This is a genomic window from Saccharomonospora cyanea NA-134, assembly GCF_000244975.1.
Classification (GTDB): domain Bacteria; phylum Actinomycetota; class Actinomycetes; order Mycobacteriales; family Pseudonocardiaceae; genus Saccharomonospora; species Saccharomonospora cyanea.
Genome location: NZ_CM001440.1, coordinates 111232 through 130553, shown reverse-complemented (window position 1 = coordinate 130553; position 19322 = coordinate 111232). Strand labels below are relative to the sequence as shown.

Annotated in this window: 21 protein-coding genes; 8 read left to right on the top strand and 13 right to left on the bottom strand. The window is 69.7% G+C overall.

Translation table 11 applies throughout. The features are described 5' to 3' along the window. Window positions 1–10 precede the first annotated feature (10 nt). Entirely contained in the window at window positions 11–1498 is a 1488-nt protein-coding gene (locus tag SACCYDRAFT_RS00650; protein ID WP_005452637.1) for a cytochrome ubiquinol oxidase subunit I, read from the bottom strand. A gap of 246 nt (window positions 1499–1744) precedes the next feature. Here SACCYDRAFT_RS00650 and SACCYDRAFT_RS00645 point away from each other — a divergent pair, with 246 nt between their 5' ends. Further along, window positions 1745–2347, top strand: a complete 603-nt coding sequence (locus SACCYDRAFT_RS00645; RefSeq protein ID WP_005452635.1) for a TMEM165/GDT1 family protein — start codon at window positions 1745–1747, stop codon at window positions 2345–2347. A 30-nt stretch (window positions 2348–2377) separates the two neighbouring features. Here SACCYDRAFT_RS00645 and SACCYDRAFT_RS00640 read toward each other — a convergent pair whose 3' ends face one another. After that, window positions 2378–3010, bottom strand: coding sequence for an IclR family transcriptional regulator (locus SACCYDRAFT_RS00640; RefSeq protein ID WP_005452632.1), 633 nt, complete (start codon window positions 3008–3010; stop codon window positions 2378–2380). Then, on the bottom strand, window positions 3007–3861 hold the full coding sequence (locus tag SACCYDRAFT_RS00635; protein WP_005452631.1) for a hypothetical protein: 855 nt from the start codon (window positions 3859–3861) through the stop codon (window positions 3007–3009). Before SACCYDRAFT_RS00635 ends, SACCYDRAFT_RS00640 begins: the two co-directional genes overlap by 4 nt. A gap of 143 nt (window positions 3862–4004) precedes the next feature. Between SACCYDRAFT_RS00635 and SACCYDRAFT_RS00630 the strand changes: the two genes are divergently transcribed. Further along, window positions 4005–4823 carry a DUF2470 domain-containing protein gene (locus SACCYDRAFT_RS00630; protein ID WP_005452629.1) on the top strand — a complete coding sequence of 273 codons (819 nt, stop codon included), beginning with the start codon at window positions 4005–4007 and terminating at the stop codon, window positions 4821–4823. 59 nt (window positions 4824–4882) lie between these two features. On the opposite strand, the gene SACCYDRAFT_RS00625 is transcribed toward SACCYDRAFT_RS00630, so the two are convergent. Then, on the bottom strand, window positions 4883–6589 hold the full coding sequence (locus tag SACCYDRAFT_RS00625) for a BCCT family transporter (protein ID WP_005452627.1): 1707 nt from the start codon (window positions 6587–6589) through the stop codon (window positions 4883–4885). 150 nt (window positions 6590–6739) lie between these two features. On the opposite strand from SACCYDRAFT_RS00625, the gene SACCYDRAFT_RS00620 reads away from it, so the two are divergent. The 4 genes from SACCYDRAFT_RS00620 (at window position 6740) to SACCYDRAFT_RS00605 (ending at window position 9936) form a co-directional block, all read left to right on the top strand. Then, window positions 6740–7552: a CPBP family intramembrane glutamic endopeptidase gene (locus tag SACCYDRAFT_RS00620; RefSeq protein WP_083844717.1), complete on the top strand. Its 813-nt coding sequence runs from the start codon at window positions 6740–6742 to the stop codon at window positions 7550–7552. Window positions 7553–7639: 87 nt separating this feature from the next. Further along, window positions 7640–7855, top strand: a complete 216-nt coding sequence (locus SACCYDRAFT_RS00615) for a hypothetical protein (protein ID WP_005452624.1) — start codon at window positions 7640–7642, stop codon at window positions 7853–7855. Between the two features lie 147 nt (window positions 7856–8002). Then, window positions 8003–9256, top strand: a complete 1254-nt coding sequence (locus tag SACCYDRAFT_RS00610; protein WP_005452621.1) for an arginine deiminase — start codon at window positions 8003–8005, stop codon at window positions 9254–9256. Between the two features lie 131 nt (window positions 9257–9387). Beyond that, window positions 9388–9936 (top strand): ferritin, encoded by a 549-nt coding sequence (locus SACCYDRAFT_RS00605; protein WP_005452620.1) that lies wholly within the window; start codon window positions 9388–9390, stop codon window positions 9934–9936. Between the two features lie 91 nt (window positions 9937–10027). On the opposite strand, the gene erm is transcribed toward SACCYDRAFT_RS00605, so the two are convergent. The 6 genes from erm to cutA all read right to left on the bottom strand — a co-directional run bounded on the left by erm (window position 10028) and on the right by cutA (window position 14349). Next, on the bottom strand, window positions 10028–10864 hold the full coding sequence (gene erm, locus SACCYDRAFT_RS00600) for a 23S ribosomal RNA methyltransferase Erm (RefSeq protein ID WP_005452619.1): 837 nt from the start codon (window positions 10862–10864) through the stop codon (window positions 10028–10030). 277 nt (window positions 10865–11141) lie between these two features. Beyond that, entirely contained in the window at window positions 11142–11981 is an 840-nt protein-coding gene (locus SACCYDRAFT_RS00595) for a hypothetical protein (RefSeq protein ID WP_005452618.1), read from the bottom strand. Continuing rightward, the gene (locus SACCYDRAFT_RS00590; protein WP_005452617.1) at window positions 11978–12571 is read right to left on the bottom strand and encodes a SigE family RNA polymerase sigma factor; all 594 of its coding nucleotides are present in this window, start codon (window positions 12569–12571) and stop codon (window positions 11978–11980) included. Before SACCYDRAFT_RS00590 ends, SACCYDRAFT_RS00595 begins: the two co-directional genes overlap by 4 nt. A gap of 97 nt (window positions 12572–12668) precedes the next feature. After that, window positions 12669–13022, bottom strand: coding sequence for a DUF952 domain-containing protein (locus SACCYDRAFT_RS00585; protein ID WP_005452616.1), 354 nt, complete (start codon window positions 13020–13022; stop codon window positions 12669–12671). A gap of 14 nt (window positions 13023–13036) precedes the next feature. After that, the gene (locus SACCYDRAFT_RS00580) at window positions 13037–13918 is read right to left on the bottom strand and encodes a DUF5926 family protein (protein WP_005452614.1); all 882 of its coding nucleotides are present in this window, start codon (window positions 13916–13918) and stop codon (window positions 13037–13039) included. 104 nt (window positions 13919–14022) lie between these two features. Beyond that, complete coding sequence (gene cutA, locus SACCYDRAFT_RS00575; protein ID WP_043536013.1) at window positions 14023–14349, bottom strand: divalent-cation tolerance protein CutA; 327 nt, start codon at window positions 14347–14349, stop codon at window positions 14023–14025. A 24-nt stretch (window positions 14350–14373) separates the two neighbouring features. On the opposite strand from cutA, the gene SACCYDRAFT_RS00570 reads away from it, so the two are divergent. Together SACCYDRAFT_RS00570 and SACCYDRAFT_RS00565 are read left to right on the top strand one after the other, a co-directional pair. Then, window positions 14374–14961, top strand: a complete 588-nt coding sequence (locus tag SACCYDRAFT_RS00570; RefSeq protein ID WP_043536011.1) for a GNAT family N-acetyltransferase — start codon at window positions 14374–14376, stop codon at window positions 14959–14961. 32 nt (window positions 14962–14993) lie between these two features. Then, on the top strand, window positions 14994–16160 hold the full coding sequence (locus SACCYDRAFT_RS00565; protein WP_043536957.1) for a cytochrome P450: 1167 nt from the start codon (window positions 14994–14996) through the stop codon (window positions 16158–16160). Window positions 16161–16169: 9 nt separating this feature from the next. On the opposite strand, the gene SACCYDRAFT_RS00560 is transcribed toward SACCYDRAFT_RS00565, so the two are convergent. The 3 genes from SACCYDRAFT_RS00560 to SACCYDRAFT_RS00550 are packed head-to-tail and all read right to left on the bottom strand — an operon-like array spanning window position 16170 to window position 19306. Next, window positions 16170–17129, bottom strand: coding sequence for a DUF4328 domain-containing protein (locus tag SACCYDRAFT_RS00560; RefSeq protein ID WP_005452608.1), 960 nt, complete (start codon window positions 17127–17129; stop codon window positions 16170–16172). A gap of 19 nt (window positions 17130–17148) precedes the next feature. After that, window positions 17149–17505, bottom strand: a complete 357-nt coding sequence (locus tag SACCYDRAFT_RS00555; RefSeq protein WP_005452606.1) for a rhodanese-like domain-containing protein — start codon at window positions 17503–17505, stop codon at window positions 17149–17151. A 43-nt stretch (window positions 17506–17548) separates the two neighbouring features. After that, complete coding sequence (locus tag SACCYDRAFT_RS00550; RefSeq protein WP_005452604.1) at window positions 17549–19306, bottom strand: sodium/solute symporter; 1758 nt, start codon at window positions 19304–19306, stop codon at window positions 17549–17551. Window positions 19307–19322: the final 16 nt, after the last annotated feature.

Genomic DNA, 19322 nt, shown 5'->3' with positions numbered 1-19322 from the left:
CCCTTCCACCTCAGTACGCGAAGGCCAGCGCGTCGCCCGAGCCCTGCTTGTCGTCCGGATCGCTCTCCGGCGGCAGTACCGCCTCGACGCCACCCCGCACGTAGCGCACGATCAGGAACACCTCCACCGCCGCGAGCACCGCGTACACCGAGGTCAGCGCGAGCAGCGATGTCCACACCTCGCCGGTGGTCAGGTCCGAAACCGCCGTGGCCGTGTACATCCACACGCCGTCCACGCCCGTCGGGTTCGGCACCACCACGAACGGCTGCCTGCCCATCTCAGTGAAGATCCAGCCGGCGCTGTTGGCGATGAACGGCAACGCGATCCCGGCCAGCGCCAGCCGGGGGAACCACCGCGACTCCGGAATACGGCCGCCCCGCGTCAGCCACAGCGCCGCCATGCCGATCGCGGCACCCAGCGCACCGAAGCCGATCATGATCCGGAAGCCCCAGTACGTCACCGGCAGACTCGGGACGTAGTCGACGGGTTTGCCCGCGAGCTCCCCGAGCGCCGGGTCGTTCGGGTAGTGCGTGCCGTAGCGCTCCTGGTACTCGCCGACCAGCTCGTCGATGCCCTTCACCTCGGTGGTGAAGTCACCGTGCGCCAGGAACGACAGCAGAGCCGGGACGTTGAACGTCTTCACGCTGTCGCAGTCGGCGTCGGCCACGTCGCCGACCGCGACGATCGAGAAGCTCGCGGGCTGCTCGGTGTGGCACAGCGCCTCGGCGGCGGCCATCTTCATCGGCTGCTGCTCGAACATCAGCTTGCCCTGGAAGTCGCCGGTGATCGCGAGCACGGCGAACGCCACCGCGCCGGTCCAGGCGCCGAGCTTCACCGACGAACGCCAGACCGGGCGGTCCAGATCGTCCGTGTTCCGCTTGCGCCACAGGTGCCAGCACGCGATACCCACGAGGAACGCCGCGGCGACGGCGAACGCCCCGGCGATCGTGTGCGGGATCGCGGCGAGCGCGGTCGAGTTCGTCAACACCGCCCAGATCGAGGTCATCGTGGGCCTGCCGTCCACGAACTCGGCGCCCACGGGGTGCTGCATCCAGGAGTTGGCGGCCAGGATGAAGTAGGCCGACGCGACGGTGGCCAGCGAGAACGCCCAGGCACACGCCAGGTGCACGCGCTTGGGCAACCGGTCCCAGCCGAAGATCCACAGTCCGAGGAACGTCGACTCGACGAAGAACGCGACCAGGCCCTCCATGGCCAGCGGCGCCCCGAACACGTCACCGACGAACCGCGAGTAGGCACTCCAGTTCATCCCGAACTGGAATTCCTGGACTATGCCCGTCACCACACCCATGGCGAAGTTGACGAGCAGGAGCTTTCCCCAGAACCTGGTCATCCGGTAGTAACGCTCGTCACCCTTCCGCACCCACGCCGTCTGCATACCGGCGACGAGGATGGACAGGCCGATGGTGAGCGGCACCATAAGGAAGTGGTAGACGGTGGTGATACCGAACTGCCAGCGAGCGAGGTCGAGGACTTCCACGAGATCGACTCTGCCCTCTTCCTGGGCTTTCGCGTCAGGTCCCGTGGTCCTGGAAAGGTCGGGACCAAGGTCCTGCCGGAGCCGTGGCCGCCGTCACGACTCCGGTTACGGAGCGCCGAAGAAAATTGTCAGTCGCACCGTCGTGAATTTCTCAGCGAGCCGCAAAAAGCAATTCGACAAATCGACGGTCTAGGCATTCCACGGACTCCCCTTTATCGTTGAAGAAGAAAGGGGTGGGAAACTGCCGTGTCTGCCGCGCTCATCGCATTCGTGACCGCTTTCGCACTGGTCATGGCCGTGGAGCTTCCCGACAAGACGTTCGTGGCGACGCTGGTCCTCACGACCCGCTTCCCCGCGAAGGCCGTTCTCGCCGGGGTGGCGGGCGCGTTCGCGGTGCAGGCACTGATCGCCGTCGGTTTCGGCAGTGTCCTGACCTTCCTGCCCGACCAGCTCGTTTCCGTGGTGGTCGGCGTGCTGTTCGGCGTCGGCGCGGCCATGCTGCTGCGGGAGGGCTTCCGCACCGGGGACGACGACTCCCACGACGCGTCCCGGGGCGGCGCCGCGCCCGTGACCTTCCGGCGCGCGGCCCTGACGTCGTTCGGCGTGCTCTTCGCCGCGGAGTGGGGCGACGCGTCCCAGCTCGCCACCGCGGGTCTCGTGGCCCGCTCGGCACAGCCGCTGGCCGTCGGCCTCGGCTCCTTCGCCGCACTCGTCACCGTCGCCGCGCTGGCCGTGCTGCTCGGCCGCAAGATCCGCACGAAGCTGCGGCCCCGGCTGCTGCAGCGCATAGCGGGTTTCGTCTTCGCCGGGCTGGCGGTGCTCGCCTTCGGCAGCGCGGTCCTCGGCTGAACACCACCGCGGCAGAACTCCCGTTCGCTTTCAGTCGCGCAGGGCCTCGGCCAGTGTGCTCGCCGCCTCGACGAGCCGCGCTCCGACCGTCGCGTTGTCCAGCGCCACCAGCGACACCACGCCCAGTGCCGCTCTGACCCCGACGATGCCCCGCACCGGGGCGGCGACACCGTGAACGCCCGGCTGCGGGTCCCCCGTCGCGGCCGCCCAGCCCCGGCCCCTCGGTCGCAGACTCAACGCCTTCCCCACGGCACCCCGCGACGCGGCGTGCCTGCTCCCCAGGCGGTACGCCACGTGGAACGTCGTCAACGTCGGCTCCGCCACCGCCACGACGTGGACCTGGTCACCCTCGGCCACCGACAGGTGAGCTGTCGCGCCGACGCCGTCGGCCAGCGCACGCAGCACCGGGCGCGCGGACGCCCGGAGTTGCGGCAGCATCTGTTCGGCCAGGCGCAACACCCCCGCGCCGAGGCGGACCCGGCTGCCCTCCCGCCACACGAGCCCGCGCTCGGTGAGCGGCACCAGCAGGCGGTACACGGCCGCTCTGCTCGTGCCGACGACCCTGGCGAGGTCGGTCACCGTGGCGGAGGCTCCTTCGGCGTCCGCCACGGCCTGTAACAAAGCGAGCCCGCGATCCAGCGTCAGCGAGCTCTCCCGCGTCACAGCAGGCCCAACCCCTTCAGGTCGGCGACCGACTCGTCGAACGTCGCCGAGGCGTAGCAGGCGAACACCGAGCGCACGGCTTTGGAGGCCTCGTCGCTGAGCCCGAGCGCCTCACCGGCGAGTGCCTCCCCGTCGGTGCTCGCCAACGCCTCGCGCACGTTGCCGCCCGACAGGCTGCGGCCCACCGCCACCAGCAGGTTGAGGAACCCGTGGTGTTCGAAACCCGTGTCGGCTGCCGCGTGCCGCACGGCCCGGTGAAGGCTGTTGGTGGCCTTGAACGCCGCGCCGGGTGCGCTGCTGACCACGGCGAGGAAGTCGGCCACCTCGTCCACGCTCGGGAAGTTCTCGGTGGACAGCCCGCCACAGCGGATCTTCGGCCAGCTCCCGTGCTCGATGACGTTACGAACCCCGTCCAACCAGCCGACGCCCCTGCGAGGCTCGACGACGCGGTGGACATCCTCGGGAACGAACTCCGAGACCCGCTCCAACCACACCTCGTCGACGTCCGAGGGCGCGGGCATCTCGACCATGCGTAGCGACAGCAGCTCCTCGCGCGACTCGACGATGGAGATGGCCTTGGGCACACCGCCGAGCCCGGTGTCGATGATCAACGAGAGGGGCAGCGGCTCCTTCGGCCGGATCTTGATCAGCTCTGTGATCATCTCGGGCAACCGGGAGGCCGGGCAGAGGAAAACTCCCTGCACTCCGGCGTGCTCCCCCGCCCTGTGATCCAGGTAACCGGCCAGCGCGTCGGCCATCGACGCCTCGCTGGGTGGGAAGAGTGCCGAATCGTCGACAAGCCGGGCGAGCAGGGGTGGGATTCCACGGGGGCCTGGGGGCGGGAGTTCCACAGCGCTTGTCACGTCCCCCACGCTAGTAGCGAACGTAATGCGGACAAAACTGTCCGTATTCCGACCAGATTCGGACAGGGTGCCGGACGCCACGTTCCACTCACAAGATCGATAGGTTAGCCTTACCTAACAGGAGGTGAGTCGTGAGCGAACCCGCCACTCGCATGCCGCCGACGCCCCGCCCCGCCGAACGGGCCAAGACCATTGCCGTGCGCGGCGGTCCGGCACACCTACTCCTCGCCGTCGGCCACGACGCGCGAACCGAACCGACACCGCCCGTGCTCTGGCACCTGCACGCGGGACACGACGTCAGCATCGTGCTGCCCACCGACGACCCGCTCGCCTCGGGCCTGCACGGCGACGCGAACGCCGAACTCGCCGTCACCCTCGAGGTCACCGACGAAGCCCCGGTCGACCTGCGCCAGCCCGTCCGCGGCCTGCTGTGGCTCACCGGGTGGCTGCGCGGCCTCGACGACCACACCGCCCGTTCCCGCGCGGTCACCATCGCCGACGCCTCGACCGAACCCGAGCCCCGGCTGCTCGACGTGGGACACGGCCTTTCGCTGCTGCGGTTCACCCCCGCCTCGGTGGTCGTGGCCGACAGTGAGGGCACGCACTCACTGTCACCGATCACCTTCGACGCCGCGATGCCCGACCCACTGCACGACTACGAGGGCCGGTGGCTGCGGCACCTGGAGCACGACCACGTCGACATCGTCACCCGCCTGTCGCGACTGCTGCCGCCCGAACTCCGGGAAGGCCGCGTGCGGCCGCTGGGGCTCGACCGCTACGGTCTCCGCCTGCGCGTGGAGCTGCCCGACGACGACCACGACGTGCGGTTGGCGTTCACCCGCTCCGTGGAGAACCCGCCGCAGCTCGCCGTCGAACTGCGCAAGCTCGTCGGCTGCCCGTTCCTCCACCGTCGCGACGTCCAGAGCCCCGGCGTGGACGGCGAGGCCTGAGAACGACCGCGGCGCCCCCGGTCTGAGCCGGAGGCGCCGCGGTCCGCGAGTGACCGACGTCAGGACGTCGTGACCTTCTCGCCCTTCTTCCCGTCATCCTTGCCGTTCGGTTCGACGAGGCCGTCGTCGATCAGGCTGTTCGTGACGTGTTCGGTGAGCTGTTCGCGTTGCAGCTTGCGCTGAGCTCGCAGCATCGCCTTGCGTTCGGCCCGGAAGTCGCGCCAGATCGACACGCACATGCCGATCATCACGACGCTGAACGGCAACGCGATGAGGATCGCCACGATCTTGATCGCGTCGAGACCGCCCGCCAACAGCAGCGCGACGGCGACGGCACCTTCCAGCAGACCCCAGAACACGCGGTTCCACTTCGCGGGCTCGATGTTCCCACCGGTGGCGAGCATGGTCACCACGAGCGAGCCGGAGTCCGCCGACGTGACGAAGAAGAGCACGATGAGGATCAGCGCGCCCACCGACAGCGCGGCCCCCGCGGGCAGACCGTCGAGCATGCTGAACAGCGACGCCTCCGTGTCCACCGTGGCGGCGCCGGTCTCGTCCGTGCCGACGAGGCCACCTTCACCGAAGAGCTCCCGGTGCAGCGCGGTGCCGCCGAACACGGTGAACCACAGCATCGTGACCGCCGTGGGCACCAGCAGCACACCCGCGACGAACTCGCGCACCGTACGGCCGCGCGAGATGCGCGCGATGAACACGCCGACGAAGGGCGCCCACGAGATCCACCAGCCCCAGTAGAACGTCGTCCACCAGCCCTGCCACTCGTTGCCGTCGGCGCCCTCGTACGCGGTGGTGTTGAGGCTCATCCGCAGGATGTTCTGCAGGTACTCGCCGATCGACAGCACGAGGTCCTTGAAGATGAACAGCGTCGGGCCGAGCACCAGGACGGCGAGCAGGAGAACGGTGGCCAGTCCCATGTTGAAGTTGGACAGCCACTTGATGCCCCGCTTCACGCCGGTGACGACCGAGAAGATCGCCAGCGCCGTGATCGCACCGATCAGCACCACGTAGGTCAGGTTGCCGGGGTCGGACACCACGTCGAGGAAGTCGAGCCCGGCACCGATCTGGATGACGCCCAGACCGAGGGAGGTCGCGACACCGAACAGCGTGCCGACGATGGCGGCGATGTCGATGACGTCACCGAGCCAGCCGTTGACGCGCTTGCCGATCAGCGACTCCAGTCCGTAGCGGATGGACACGGGGCGCTTCTTGCGGTGGATGGCGTACGCGATGGCCACACCCACGACCACGTAGATCGCCCACGGGTGCAGGCCCCAGTGCAGGAACGTCTGCACGATCGCGCCCTGTGCACCCTCCTCGTCCTGCGTGATGCCCGTAGCGCGGTTGGGCAGCCCCGCGTAGTGGTTGAGCGGCTCGGCCACGCCCCAGAACACCAGGCCGATGCCCATACCGGCCGCGAACAGCATGGCGAACCACGACTTCAGACCGAACTCGGGTTCCTCCTCGTCGGGGCCGAGTTTGATGTCACCGTAGTGACTCAAGCCGATCCACAGCGAGAAGACCACGAACACCGAGACGATCAGCATGTAGTACCAGCTGAACGTGCTGATGACCGCTTCCTGGATCCCGCTGATCGCGTTGTTCATCGCGTCGGGTGCGATGACCGCCGCCAGCACGAAAGCCAGGATGATCACTGCCGATGGCCAGAAGACCCGCGGCGCCACCGTGGCGTGCCACGGTCGCCGCGAACCAGGCGGCACGCGGGCCTCAGTATCGGACTTCGCCGTCACGAGGCTTGCCTCCTTCTTCGGGATTTTTCGGACCGTAAGACCCTAGTGGTCCAACTTGCCGATTAAGCCAAGGATCACGTACCCGATACGGAAAGGACACCAGTTCGCGCCTCTGACCAGCACAGATTCAAGTTAATGTAACGTGCCACAGTGGCCATTCGAGCGCGTGATTGGATCAGCCCACAGCCTCCGGCGTCGCCTGAGCGCGTCGTCGACCCGCGCGAGCGCCGCATGCTCGTGGTGGAGCTCGTGCTCGTTTTCTCGATCACGCTGGGTCTTTCGGGCGTGCGCAGCGGGTTGTCCCTTCTGGATGCTCTGTTACGTCCGGAACCTCTTTCGCGGCAACAGGTCGCCATCAACGTCTCCCGAGCGGAACTCGGCCTCATCGACCTGCTCAAGCAACTGCTCGGTGTCGTGCAGCTCGTCGGCTGGGGAGCGCTCGGGCTCTACCTGTTGTGGCGTACGGGAATCCGGTTGTCCCGCATCGGCCTCGACCGGGAAAGGCCCGGCAGGGACACGGTGTGGGCGGTCGCGTTGGCGGCCGGGATCGGGATTCCGGGTCTGGCTTTCTACTTCGTGGCGTGGAAGCTCGGGTTCAACCTCGCCGTGCAGCCATCCACTTTGGACGAAGCATGGTGGCGCCCCTTCGTGTTGACCCTCTCGGCGTTCGGCAACTCGTTCGCCGAAGAGGTGCTCGTGGTCGGCTACCTGCTCACGCGGTTGCGGCAACTCGGGCTCTCCGAGAACGCCTCCCTGCTGCTGTCGTCGGTGCTGCGCGGCTCGTACCACCTCTACCAGGGGCTCGGCGGGTTCGTCGGCAATGTCGTGATGGGGCTCGTCTACGGCAGGGTCTGGCAGCGGACGAACCGGTTGTGGCCACTGGTCGTGGCACACCTGCTACTGGACGTGGTGGCCTTCGTCGGCTACGCGGTGCTGCGCGACCACGTCACCTGGCTGCCGTGACGCCGTGACGGCGTTGCCACGCGTTCGAACACGTGTTCTAATTGTCGAGCCGGTCAGCAACCGACACAGCGAGGCCAGGAGGGGACGATGGCTTGCAAGATCACTCACCGGGTGACCGACCAGCAGATCCGTTTCGCCAACCGCGACGCGGCGGAGCGGTACGCCGAGATCATGGGGGGCGGCGTCCACAACTGGGTCTTCACCACGGTGCCGAACTCCGAGGTTCGGCAGCCGCGCCTGTCGAGCCCCCGTACGGTCTCCACCGCGGGCTCGCCGGGGATGGCCTCTGCCGTCCGCTGGTGACGACGTAAGGCGGACGGCGCAACGAACCGCGCTCGGGGCGCCCTCTTCGTTGCGAAGGAAGGGCTCCCCGGCGCGAAGGCGCTACCACGCCGCGCCGCGTCGTTTCGCGTCACGCGAAGGGGCGCCTCGGTCACTAGTCTCGCCCCTGTGACCGAATCGACTTCCCCCAGCTCCAGCGGCCTTCCCGAGCGCCTCCCCACCCGCGTGGAAAGCGAGGTGGGACCGCTGCGGACGGTGCTGGTACACCGCCCCGGCAACGAACTCCGGCGGCTCACACCGCGCAACAACGACCAGTTGCTGTTCGACTCCATCCCGTGGGTCGACCGGGCACAGGAGGAGCACGACGCCTTCGCCACCGTGCTGCGCAGCCGCGGCGTGGAGGTGTTGCTCCTCGCCGACGTGCTGCGGGCCGCGCTGGAGGACCCGAGGGCTCACGCCGCGGGAGTCCACGCGGCGGTCGACAGCAGGCGACTCGGGGACGAACTCGCGGACGTGCTGCGGTCACACCTGTCGAGTTCGACTCCCGCAGCGCTGGCCGAGGCGCTCATGTCGGGCATGACGTTCGAGGAGCTGCCCGCGTCGGAGGGCGGCTCGCTGGTGCGGAGAATGCACCATCCGCACGACTTCGCGGTCGATCCGCTGCCGAACCTCCTGTTCACGCGCGACTCGTCGGTGTGGATCGGCGATCGGGTCGCCATCTCGTCGCTGGCGATGCCCGCACGGAAACGGGAGACCGCGCTGGTGGACCTCGTCTACGCCTACCATCCCCGCTTCCGAGGGGCAGTCCGCGCCTACGGTGCGCATTCGGCTCCGGTCGAGGGCGGCGACGTGTTGCTGCTCGCGCCCGGTGTTCTGGCCGTGGGCGTGGGCGAGCGCACCACGCCGGCGGGTGCCGAGTCGCTGGCGCGGTCCGTGTTCGCCGACGACCTCGCGCACACGGTGCTGGCCGTGCCGATCGCCCAGGACCGCGCCACTATGCACCTCGACACGGTCTGCACGATGGTGGGACCGGACTCGGTGGTGATGTACCCGCTGGCGAGGGACTCCCTCATCGCCTACACGCTCACCCCCGACGAGGAGAAGGGCGTGCGCGTGGCCGGGCCCGCCCCGTTCCTGGAGGCGGCGGCCGAAGCGATGGGCATCGACCGGCTACACGTCATCGACACGGGCCTCGACCCGGTGACGGCCGAACGGGAGCAGTGGGACGACGGCAACAACACGCTCGCCCTCGCCCCCGGCGTCGTCATCGGCTACGAACGCAACATCGAGACCAACGAACGCCTGGAGGACGCGGGTATCGAGGTCGTGCGGATCGCGGGCTCCGAACTGGGTTCCGGCCGCGGCGGACCGCGGTGCATGTCCTGCCCCATCGCGCGTGAAACGGTCCCGGCAAGCGGTTAGGCAAGCCTTTTCTCAATAAGCGAAGGCTCAATTAAATAAGCGAAACCTTGGCTCAGAAATTGTACTACAATGGGATCGAGGTCACCACTTCCAAGTGGATCGGGAATGAATTTCGAGCGTATGGTGGAAGCATGTCGAACCTCAAGAGGAGCCCTCGCTCGAAATTCTACGAACTGATACAGGCGCAGATCCGGAACGAATTCCACGCTTCCCAGCAGTACGTGGCGGTGGCGGTGTGGTACGACGGCAAGGACCTGCCGCAGCTGGCCCGGCACTTCTACCGGCAGGCGCTGGAGGAACGCAACCACGCGATGGCCCTGGTCCAGTACCTCCTCGACACCGACCACCACGTCGAGATCCCGGAAGTGCCCCAGGTCCGCAACGACTTCGCCGACATCCGAGAGCCGGTCGCGCTCGCCCTCGCCCAGGAGCGGGAGGTCGAGGCCGACTTCGTGCAACTCGCGAAGGTGGCCCGGGACGAGGACGACTTCACGGGCGCGGAGTTCGTCCGATGGTTCCTCAAGGAACAGGTCGAGGAGATCTCCTCGATGAAGCGGCTGCTCAACGTCGTCGACATGGCCAAGGGCAACGTGTTCGACGTGGAGCAGTTCCTCTTCCGCGAGTCCGTCGGTGACGAGGACGATTCCACCATGCCGCCGGTCGCGGGCGGAAAACTGTGACGCCCAGGCACCTCGACGGTGCATCGAACGGCACCGTCGAGGCGTTCCCGTCGCACTGAACGAGCAATTCGATCGACGGAATCCTCGGCACCTACGGTGTCCGACGAGTGCGTTGCCACCGTCGCTGCCTCCCGGCCGGCCGGAGCCGTCGGTTGTCGCCCGGCTGCGACGTGACCGCCTCCCACAGCGCCGCCCACTGGTACGCGTCGAGATCGCGCGGCAGACTGCGGGCACCCGTTCGCGCTCTGTCGAGAGCGCGCCGCGTCGTCGACGTGCTCCACCCGGTGTAGCTCTGAACGATCGCCTCCAGCCCGTGTCCACGCCCGGTGAACACCGCCCGGACGAAGGCTTCGTACCTACGTCGATGCTCGGGAGCGACGAGGGGCGAGCCCCGCCTCGTGATGGCGAGCAGGCCACCGTCGACGCTCGGCACCGGCCGGAAACCCCGCGCGGGCACCCGGCCGTGGAGTTCGAAGGTGAACCACGGCGCGGTCTGTGCGGTGAGCATCGTGCTACCACCGACTCCGGCCCGTTTGCGCGCGACCTCCCACTGGGTGAGCAGGATCGCGTGCTGCCACCGGCTTGCCGCGAGCAGGCGGCGCATGATCGGGGTGGTGATGTGGTAGGGCACGTTGCCGACGACGACGGGGTGGTCGAAGGGCCGCGTGAGGGCGTCGCCCCGCACCACCGTGGCGCGGGGAACACGTCGGCGCAGCAGACGAACGCGATGCTCGTCGATCTCGAGCGCGGTGAGGCGCCGCCCGAGTCCGGCGAGCGGACCGGTGAGGGCACCGTCGCCGGCACCGATCTCCAGGATCGGCCCGGTCGTGTCGGCGACGAGCGCGACGATGCGGTCGATCGTCGGCCGGTGGACGAGGAAGTTCTGTCCGAGTTCGTGGCGGCCGCCGTGGCGGGAACGGTTTCGCATGTGAGCGCTCCAAGGCGAGAAGGTCTGGAGCACCCCGACGCGACGTCTGTCGGGTACGAAAGAGAAAGACGCGCGGCCGGGGTGCACGGGCATCCCGGTCGACGGCGCGCTTACGCGAAGACCAGCGAACGCGCCGTCAGGCGCGGCGGTCGCGAATCCAGAAGGAGCACACCGTCAACGGCGCGCTGCACAAAATTCCTGCCACGGCACCAGAGCCTAGCGGTGCGTCCTGCCGACGGCCACCGGTTTTCCGCGGCCGTCCATGTCCGCTCCCGCCTCAGCAGTCGGACGTGTGCGCCTTCAGCGTGACTTCCGTGACGACTCCGTCTGGAACCCGGAACTCGTAGAAGCCCGCACCGGTGTCCACCGTGTACGCCGCTTCGGCCTGCCTGCCGCCCGGATACAGACCTTTCAACTGGTCGACCGACGTCCCGACACCCGCGCCCTCGGGTGTCACCGCGTTGTTGGCGGCGAAACCGACGACCCCGTACTGGCGTGAGATCGTCACCGACCGCACCGACGCGTCACCCTCCACGAGCGCGTAGTCGGCGCACGTCGGGGGCGGAGGGGTCTCGCCCGAGACCATGAGCATGTCCGTCGCCACGGCTTCGCGGTACGGCATCCCCAGCTTCAACGCGCGATAGCCGTCGGGATCGAGGACAGCGTCGGCGATCACCACGGAGCCGCTGTGGACAGGGGGAGTCGCTGCCGTCGAGGGCCCCGGGGGCGGGCTCACCAAGTGGCTCGAAGTCGGGTGCTCCGCCCCGGGCGTCCTCGACTCGTTCAGTGGCGGAGGGTCGTCGGGCGCATCCGGTTCCCGAGTCGTGAACACGGACGCGGAGGCGGGCGGCGGTTCGGCAGGGGAGGCCGCCACACGGATTTCGTCGCCCTTCTCCCCCGTGCGCGACCCCGCGACCATGACAGCCGCCGCCACGGCCACGACGGCGAGCGTGGTGCCGCCGCCGGCGAGCACGGCCCTGCGCCTGCGCAGCCGCCGCGCACCCGCCACGATCCGCTCCTCCGCGCGCGCACCGGGTGTCACGTCGAGCCGGGAGTCGGCGAAGAGCGCCCGCAACCGGGCGTCGAGATCGTCGGCGTCCGGGCCGGAGGTGTTCACACCACTTCCCTCCCCTCACTGCCCTCGTCGCGGCGCAACTTGCCTCGCAGCGTCGTGAGTGCCTTGCTCGCCTGACTCTTCACGGTGCCCTGGCTGACCCCGAGCGAGGCGGCGATCTCCGCCTCGCTGAGACCTTCGTAGTACCGCAGCACGATGACCGCCCGCTGCCTAGGGGGCAGTTCGCGCAGCGCCCGCCACAGCGGTTCGTGCTCGAACGGGTCCGGGTGCACCACCGAGTCGGAGTCGGGCACCTCGGCCACGAGGCGTTCGCGCCGCAACCGGCGCCACCGGCTGATGTGGGCGTTCGTCATCGACCTGCGGACGTAGGCCATGGGGTCGCCCGTCTTGCGCAGCACCGAACCCCACCGTGAGCCGATCTTCTCCAGCACCGACTGCACGAGGTCGGCGGCGTCGTGCGGATTGCCCGTCAGTGCGTGCCCGTAACGTAACAGTGCGGGCAGGCTGGCCTGCACGAACTCGGAGAAGTCCGTGAGGTCGCCAGACACGACCATGTCCTTCCTGTGGCCGACAATGCCCGCCAACCCGCCGTCGTGAGGGGGCGCGGGCACAGCGGATACGAACGCAGTCACCGTAATCCCTCCCTCACGCGGACGTATGTGCGCCTCGGCGTTCCGGCCGAAGTGGTCACGCGTGAGGGAGCCGGTAGGTTGCCCGGGACCGGATGCGTCACCCACCCGGCGCCGGGGACGGCGGCCGGAACCGCCCGTCCGGGCCCGGTAGGTAGGGGGTCACCGACACCACCGCCGAGACGGGGATCGGCCCGTAGACGTGGGGGAACCACGCACCGTCCGGCTCGGCCGGATCACCCGGCTCCCACCGGACGGGCACGGCGAGCCGGTTCTCCTCGATCCACAGCAGAACGAGGTCGGTCCGGCCCGCCGCCACCGCGTTGGCGGGCAGGTGCACGGTGCCGTGCTCCGAGCAGTGGACGAAACCCACCTCGTCGAGCGACGCGGCTCGGTACGAACCACCGTCGGGCACGGCCTCCCAGTCCCGGGCAGGACAGAAGTGCAAGATCATCCGGTGGAGCGTGGTCAGCGCAGGGTGAGCTGCCGACCGATCAGTCCGTCCCGGGCCCGGCGCTCGGCCGCGTTCAGCGGTTCGTCGTCCAACGTCTTGAGCGCGGTGTCCAGCCGCGCGCCGAGCTGCTCAGCCGGTTCGCTCCACTCCCTGGCGTGAGCCTCGGCGTCGAGGTCCCACACTGGCACGAGCAGACCGTGCGCGCGGAACGAACCCGCGTAGCGCGAGCCCTCGCCGAGTGACAGCTCGCCCGCCGCCGCCAGCCGGGCCATGGCCTGGAGCAGCTTGTTCTCGTCGGTGGGCCACACCCAACGCAGGTGTGCCTTCTCGCCCGCCAACGTCCAGTACGCTCCCGGGCGCACGCGCTCGGTGGGCATGATCGCGGCGTTGGCGCGTTCGAGCGACATCGCGACCTCGCCGGTGGCCTGTGCGTCGTCGGTGAGCCACCAGCCGAAGTCGGAGTGCAGTTCGACGTCCAGCTCGGCGTTCGGGTCGAGCAGGTCCTGCAACCGCTCGCCCGGCTGCGGTTCGCTGGTGGTGTCGGGCACCGACAACACCTGACCCGGCTTGGCGTCCAGCGCCCAGCGCAGCGCGCGCCCCAGGTCACGGCTGATGTCCGACGACCGCGTCTGCACCTGCATGCCGATGAGGATCTCGCCGGTCTCACCCCGCACCATCGCCGCGGCGGCCACCGGCAGCACGGACGCGAGTGTCACCGTGCGGTCGCCCGCGTCCTTCACGGGAAGCGACGCGGTCGCGGACGGCACGAACTCACGCAGCGCGATGAGCTCCGGCTCCGCCGCGAGGCCCTCGAACGGGCGCGCCACGAAGACGTCGCGAACCTTCCGCTTGCCGGCCGCCTTGCCCGGCCCCTTCCTACGTGCGCCCTTGCCCACGGTTGCCGCCCTCCTGCGTGTTCGGTTGGCTCGACGCTACTCGACCCGAATCCAGACTAGGCGTGACGGGGCCGCCCCGCCCGGGTGACGGCCGCCTGGTCACGTCAGGCGGGACGGGTCTCGCCGACCACCCACGACAGGTACTCGGTACTTCCCCCGACGACCGGGGTCGCGACGACCTCCGGGACGTCGTAGGTGTGGTGCCGCTTCAGGTGCTCCACCAGCTCGTCGACGCGGTCGGCGGCGGTCTTGATCTCCACTCGCCACTCGGGGTCGGTGTTGACGCGCCCCTCCCAGCGGTACACGCTGGTGATCGGCCCGACCACCTGCGCGCAGGCCCCCAGCCTCGCCTCGACGGCCCCCGCGGCGAGTTCACGCGCGGCCGATTCCGAATCCGTCGTCGTGGACACGACAAGATGTTCCGAGACCATGCTCGTCAGGCTAGCCTGAAGAAGGTGACGACTCGGCACGACGAAGGACCGGTCGCACTGAGCGGCCGCACTGTCCGGCTGCGCGAGTTCACCCTCGCCGACCTCGACGGGGTGCGACGAATAGTCGGGGACGACCGCGTCACCCACTTCCTCTCGTTCACCACGCGCAACGACGAGCAGGCACGCGAACTTCTCCACACCATCGTCGAGCGGTCCAGGGAACGACCACGCAGCGAGTACTACCTCGCCATCACACCTCGGGAGCCCGCGGACACCGCCGACCACGACAGGGCGGTGGGCTTCACCCGGCTCAGGCGGACCAACGAGCACTCGGGCAGGCTCGTCTACGCCGTCGCCTACGCCCACCAGGGTCGCGGCTACGCCGGGGACGCGGTGCGCACGGTGTTGGACTTCGCGTTCGGAACACTCGGGTTGCACCGGGTGACCGCCGCGGTGGGCCCCGACAACCGGGCGGGTCTCGCACTCGTGAAACGCCTCGGGTTCACCCGCGAGGGTGTGCTGCGCGACCACGTGCACACGAACGGCGCCTGGCGCGACTCGGTGCTGTTCTCCATGCTCGCCCCGGAGTGGAGCCCGACCCCGGAGGCGTGACCGGCGTGGACTCCCGGTCTACGCTCTCCTGCGTGTTCGACCCTCGTGATCCGCGGTTCCTCGCCGACCCCTACCCCGTGTTCGCCGAGCTCCGCTCGTGCGGAGCCGTCCACCACCACGACGGACTCGGGCTGGCCGTCGCGGTTTCCCATGCCGCGGCCTCGGCGGTGTTGCGCGACCGCAGGCTCGGTCGGATCTGGCAGGACGCCACCCCCGCCGAACAGTTCGCGTCGTTCAACATGCTGCACCGCAACTCGCTGCTGGAGAACGAACCGCCCGCCCACACGCGGTTGCGCAGGCTGGTGTCCGCCGCGTTCGCGCGCGGACACGTGGAACGCCTGCGCCCTTCGGTGGAGGCACTCGCCGATCGCATGGTGGCCGAACTCGCCGACCGCATCACCTCCGACGGCCGTGCCGACCTCTTGGAGCACCTGGCCCAACCACTGCCCGTCGCCGTGATCGCCGAACTGCTCGGCGTTCCCGAGAAGGACGGGCCGATGCTGGTCGGTTGGAGCAACGCCATCGTGAAGATGTACGAGTACGGGCTGCCGGAGCCCCGGCGAAGGGAGGCCGAGGCCTCGGCGACCGAGTTCGCCGACTACCTCCGCACGCTGGCCTCCCACCGGGCCGCCCACCCCGGCGACGACCTGCTGAGCCACCTCGTCGCGAGCGACCTCACCGGTGACGAGGTCGTGGCCACGGCGGTGCTGCTGCTCATGGCGGGACACGAGGCCACGGTCAACGTGATCGGCAACGGCGTCCACGCGTTGCTGACCCACCGCGACCAGTGGGACCGGCTGGTGGCCGAACCCTCGCTCGCGCCCACCGCCACCGAGGAGTTGATCCGCTACGACTCCCCGCTGCAACTCTTCGAGCGCACCGCCACCACCGACGTGGAGGTCGCCGGGCACCGGGTCGCCGAGGGCGAGAAGATCGCCGCGCTGCTCGGGGCCGCGGCCAGGGATCCCGAGGTCTTCGACGCTCCGGACACCCTCGACATCGGTCGCACGCCCAACCCGCACCTCGGGTTCGGCGGCGGTGTGCACTACTGCCTGGGCGCTCCCCTGGCACGGATCGAGATCGCGGCGGCGCTCACCGCGCTGACCCGGCGGCTGCCCGGCCTGCGGGAGGCCGAGGCGCCCACGCGGCGCGGGGAGTTCGTGATCCGCGGGTTCAGCACGCTGCCCGTGACGGTGTGATCGCGGGGTTCAGCGCGCCGCCGTCTTCGGACGGGCCCGCCGCGGCAGCTCCGGTGCGTTCTCGACACGCAGCACGCGCAGCGGTCGGACGAACTGCTCGTCCATCGGCGCGAGCAGCCTGGTGAACCGGCGGACGACCTGGACGGTGGCCACCGCCAGCAACACCGCCGAGGCGTCGGTGAACGCGGTGAGCGCGACGGCGTCGACCTGGGCCTGCACCCCGTCCCGGGCGCGCCACACCACCGTGAGGGTCACCAGCAGTGCGTTGGCGATCCACGCCGCCCACCACACCAGCACCAACCGCGACGGCGTGGGCCGCTGGTTGGCGGGCCTGCGGGTGGCGGCGTGTTCGAGCTCAGCGAGGATCGAACCGGCCATGGCCAGGTTCAGGCCGGGCACGAGCAGGCCGACGAGCACCTGCCACGTCTGCCGGGGCGGGTGCTGCCCGGCCTCGTCCGCCGCCGCCCTGCGGGCCACGAGCAGCCACCACACGGACACGGCGAACGCGAACACCGTCATCACGAACGTCAGCAAGGAGAACGTCAGCACCAGCGCGTCCGAGGCGCCCACGACAGAGGAGGACAGCGCACTGTCACGGCTCAGCACGAGCAGGACATAGCGCCAGACCTCCGCGCCCGCGGCCACCGTGGCGAGGGCCGCCAACGTCCACAGCACGGCCACCGCGTTGCGGGCGATGAGCAACATCCGCTGCGACGGCACCGGCGTGGCCGCGCTCGTGCCCTGCACCGCCGTCGGCCACCGCCACACCACGTGCGGGAAACCCCAGCGCGGCGCGGCGGCGTACGCGGGCGGACCCAGATACGGGCCGCGCTGCCGTCGGCCGTCGCCGTCGGCCTGCGCGCTCCTCGCGCTGTCGGGCACCGACGCGACCCACCTCACCGGGACGCGCGCGGGCTGCCCGTTCCGGTGTCCCGGAGCGGGGCCCCAGCCGGATGCCGCCCGATTCACGCGACCGCCCTCGCGCCCCTCACAACACCTCGGGAGGCGTGTCGGCGTGGTCGGAGACCAGCGGCCGCCCCATGACCTCCCACGTCTTCATGCCGCCCGCGACGTTCACGGCGTCGACGACACCCGCGGCGTTCAACCAGGCCGCCGCCCGTGCCGACCGGCCACCGGTGCGGCAGATGACGTGGACGGGACGGTCGCCGGCGAGCTCGCTCAGCTCACCCGCGCGCGAGGGCAGGTCGCCCAACGGGATGTGAACGGCGGAGGGGGCGTGGCCCGCCGCCCACTCGTCGGGTTCCCGCACGTCGAGCAGCACGTGGTCCTCTTCGGAGGAAAGCTCCTCGACCGAGACCGTAGGTACATCGCCGGAGTGGTTCACGGGCCCATCGTCGCATGCGCCGTCGTGCGATGCCCGTGAACCTTCACGACCTGCGAGCGCGGCCACTCGCGCCCGGCTTGCCCACACCACTCGGGTCGCGCATGAACCCCAGCCGGTCGGGCGCGTGCAGTTGGAGCATCACCACATCGACATCCTCGGGCACGCGGCGCGCGGTCGCCAGGCTCACGACCACCGTGGTGAGCAAGGCGGCGGGCACCGTCAGCAGCGCCGGCTGCGTGACGAACCACGGCACGCTCTGTCCGCTCAACCGGTTCGCGACGTGGAAGGCGATGGCGGTGAGCACCCCCGCCCCACCGACCAGCATTCCCAGCATCGCGCCGACCCACGTCAACCTCCGCCACCAGATACCGAGCAGGAGAAGCGGGCAGAACGTCGACGCCGCGAGCGCGAACGCGAGGCCGACCGTGTGCACGAGGTCGTCGAGCGGCAACACCGCCGCGCCCGCGGCGGCCGCACCCGACGCCAACGCCACCGCGGTGACGAAGTCCCTGCGTTTGTTCCACATCAGGTCCGTGGCGACCATTCCGGCCACGCTGACCAGCAACCCCGACGACGTCGACACGAACGCGGCGAACGCACCCGCCGCGAGCACCGCGACCACGAGCTGCCCCACGACATCCGGCAGCATGGCGGTGGGCACCCGCAGCACGGCGGCGTCGGACTCCCCCGTCACGAGCAACTCCGGCACGTACAGCCGGGACAGCGCGCCCATCAGCACCGGGAAGAGGTAGAACAGTCCGAGCAGCAGCAGCACCTGCACCGTGGTGCGACGCGCGGCTCTGCCGTCGGGGTTCGTGTAGAAGCGGCCCAGCACGTGCGGCAGTCCCATCGTGCCGAAAAACGTCGCCACGAGCACCGAGTACGTCCACCAGACCTCGTCGGTGTCCTCGGCGGGCCGGAGCCAGCCCGCGTTGTCCGACTCGGCGTCGTCCACCATGGGCACCGCCGACGCGGCCGGGAACAGCAGCCGGTCCCCCTCCCGCACCGGGTAGTCGATGCCCGGAACCCACATCCTCGGCCCCGGCGGCTCCTCGTCGAGTTCGTGCACCATCGTGGCTTCCTCGACGCGCAGCACAGCGTCGGAGCCCACCGTCACCGTGGTCTCCTCGGTGAACTCCGGCGGCGCCTCCTGGCCGAGCCCACCCGCCGCGCCCGTACCTCCGCTGCCCAGGAACACGGCACACAGCACGAACACCGGGATGGCCAGCGCGAACAGCTTGACCCAGTGCTGGAACGCCTGCACCAGCGTGGCCGAACGCAGCCCACCCCACACGACGTTGCCCGCGACCAGCACGACCGCGAGCACCGAGCCCCACGGCACCCAGGACTCGGGCATGATCGCGGCCAGGGTCAGCCCGACGCCCTGCAACTGCGGCACGAGGTAGACCAGCCCCAACAACGCCACGAAACACGTCGACAGCCTGCGCAGCCCCGCGGAACCGAGCCGCGCCTCCACGAAGTCCGGGATCGTGTACGCGCCGGACCGGCGCAGCGGCGCCGCCACGAAGATGCCGAGCGCGAGGAAACCGACGGTGAAGCCGATGGGAAACCACAGCGCGTCGGCGCCGTCCTTCAGGACCAGGCCCGCGACACCGAGGAAGGACGCGGCACAGAGGTACTCACCGGAGATCGCCGACGCGTTCCGCCGCGACCGCACCATGCGCCGCGCCACCAGGAAATCGTCGGTCTCCCTGGCGGACTGTGCCGCGCGGCGCCCGAGGTAGGAGGTCGCGGCCATGACCAGCGCCACGCTGGCGAGGGCCCACGGGTTCAGCTGCACGGACTGTTCCCTCGCT

What these genes read in the sequence shown, in the direction of transcription:
- SACCYDRAFT_RS00605 (WP_005452620.1), top strand. Translation starts at nt 9,388, where the DNA reads ATGTCGAACCTCAAGAGGAGCCCTCGCTCGAAATTCTACGAACTGATA.
- cutA (WP_043536013.1), bottom strand. Translation starts at nt 14,349, where the DNA reads ATGGTCTCGGAACATCTTGTCGTGTCCACGACGACGGATTCGGAATCG.
- SACCYDRAFT_RS00585 (WP_005452616.1), bottom strand. Translation starts at nt 13,022, where the DNA reads ATGATCTTGCACTTCTGTCCTGCCCGGGACTGGGAGGCCGTGCCCGAC.
- erm (WP_005452619.1), bottom strand. Translation starts at nt 10,864, where the DNA reads ATGCGAAACCGTTCCCGCCACGGCGGCCGCCACGAACTCGGACAGAAC.
- SACCYDRAFT_RS00615 (WP_005452624.1), top strand. Translation starts at nt 7,640, where the DNA reads ATGGCTTGCAAGATCACTCACCGGGTGACCGACCAGCAGATCCGTTTC.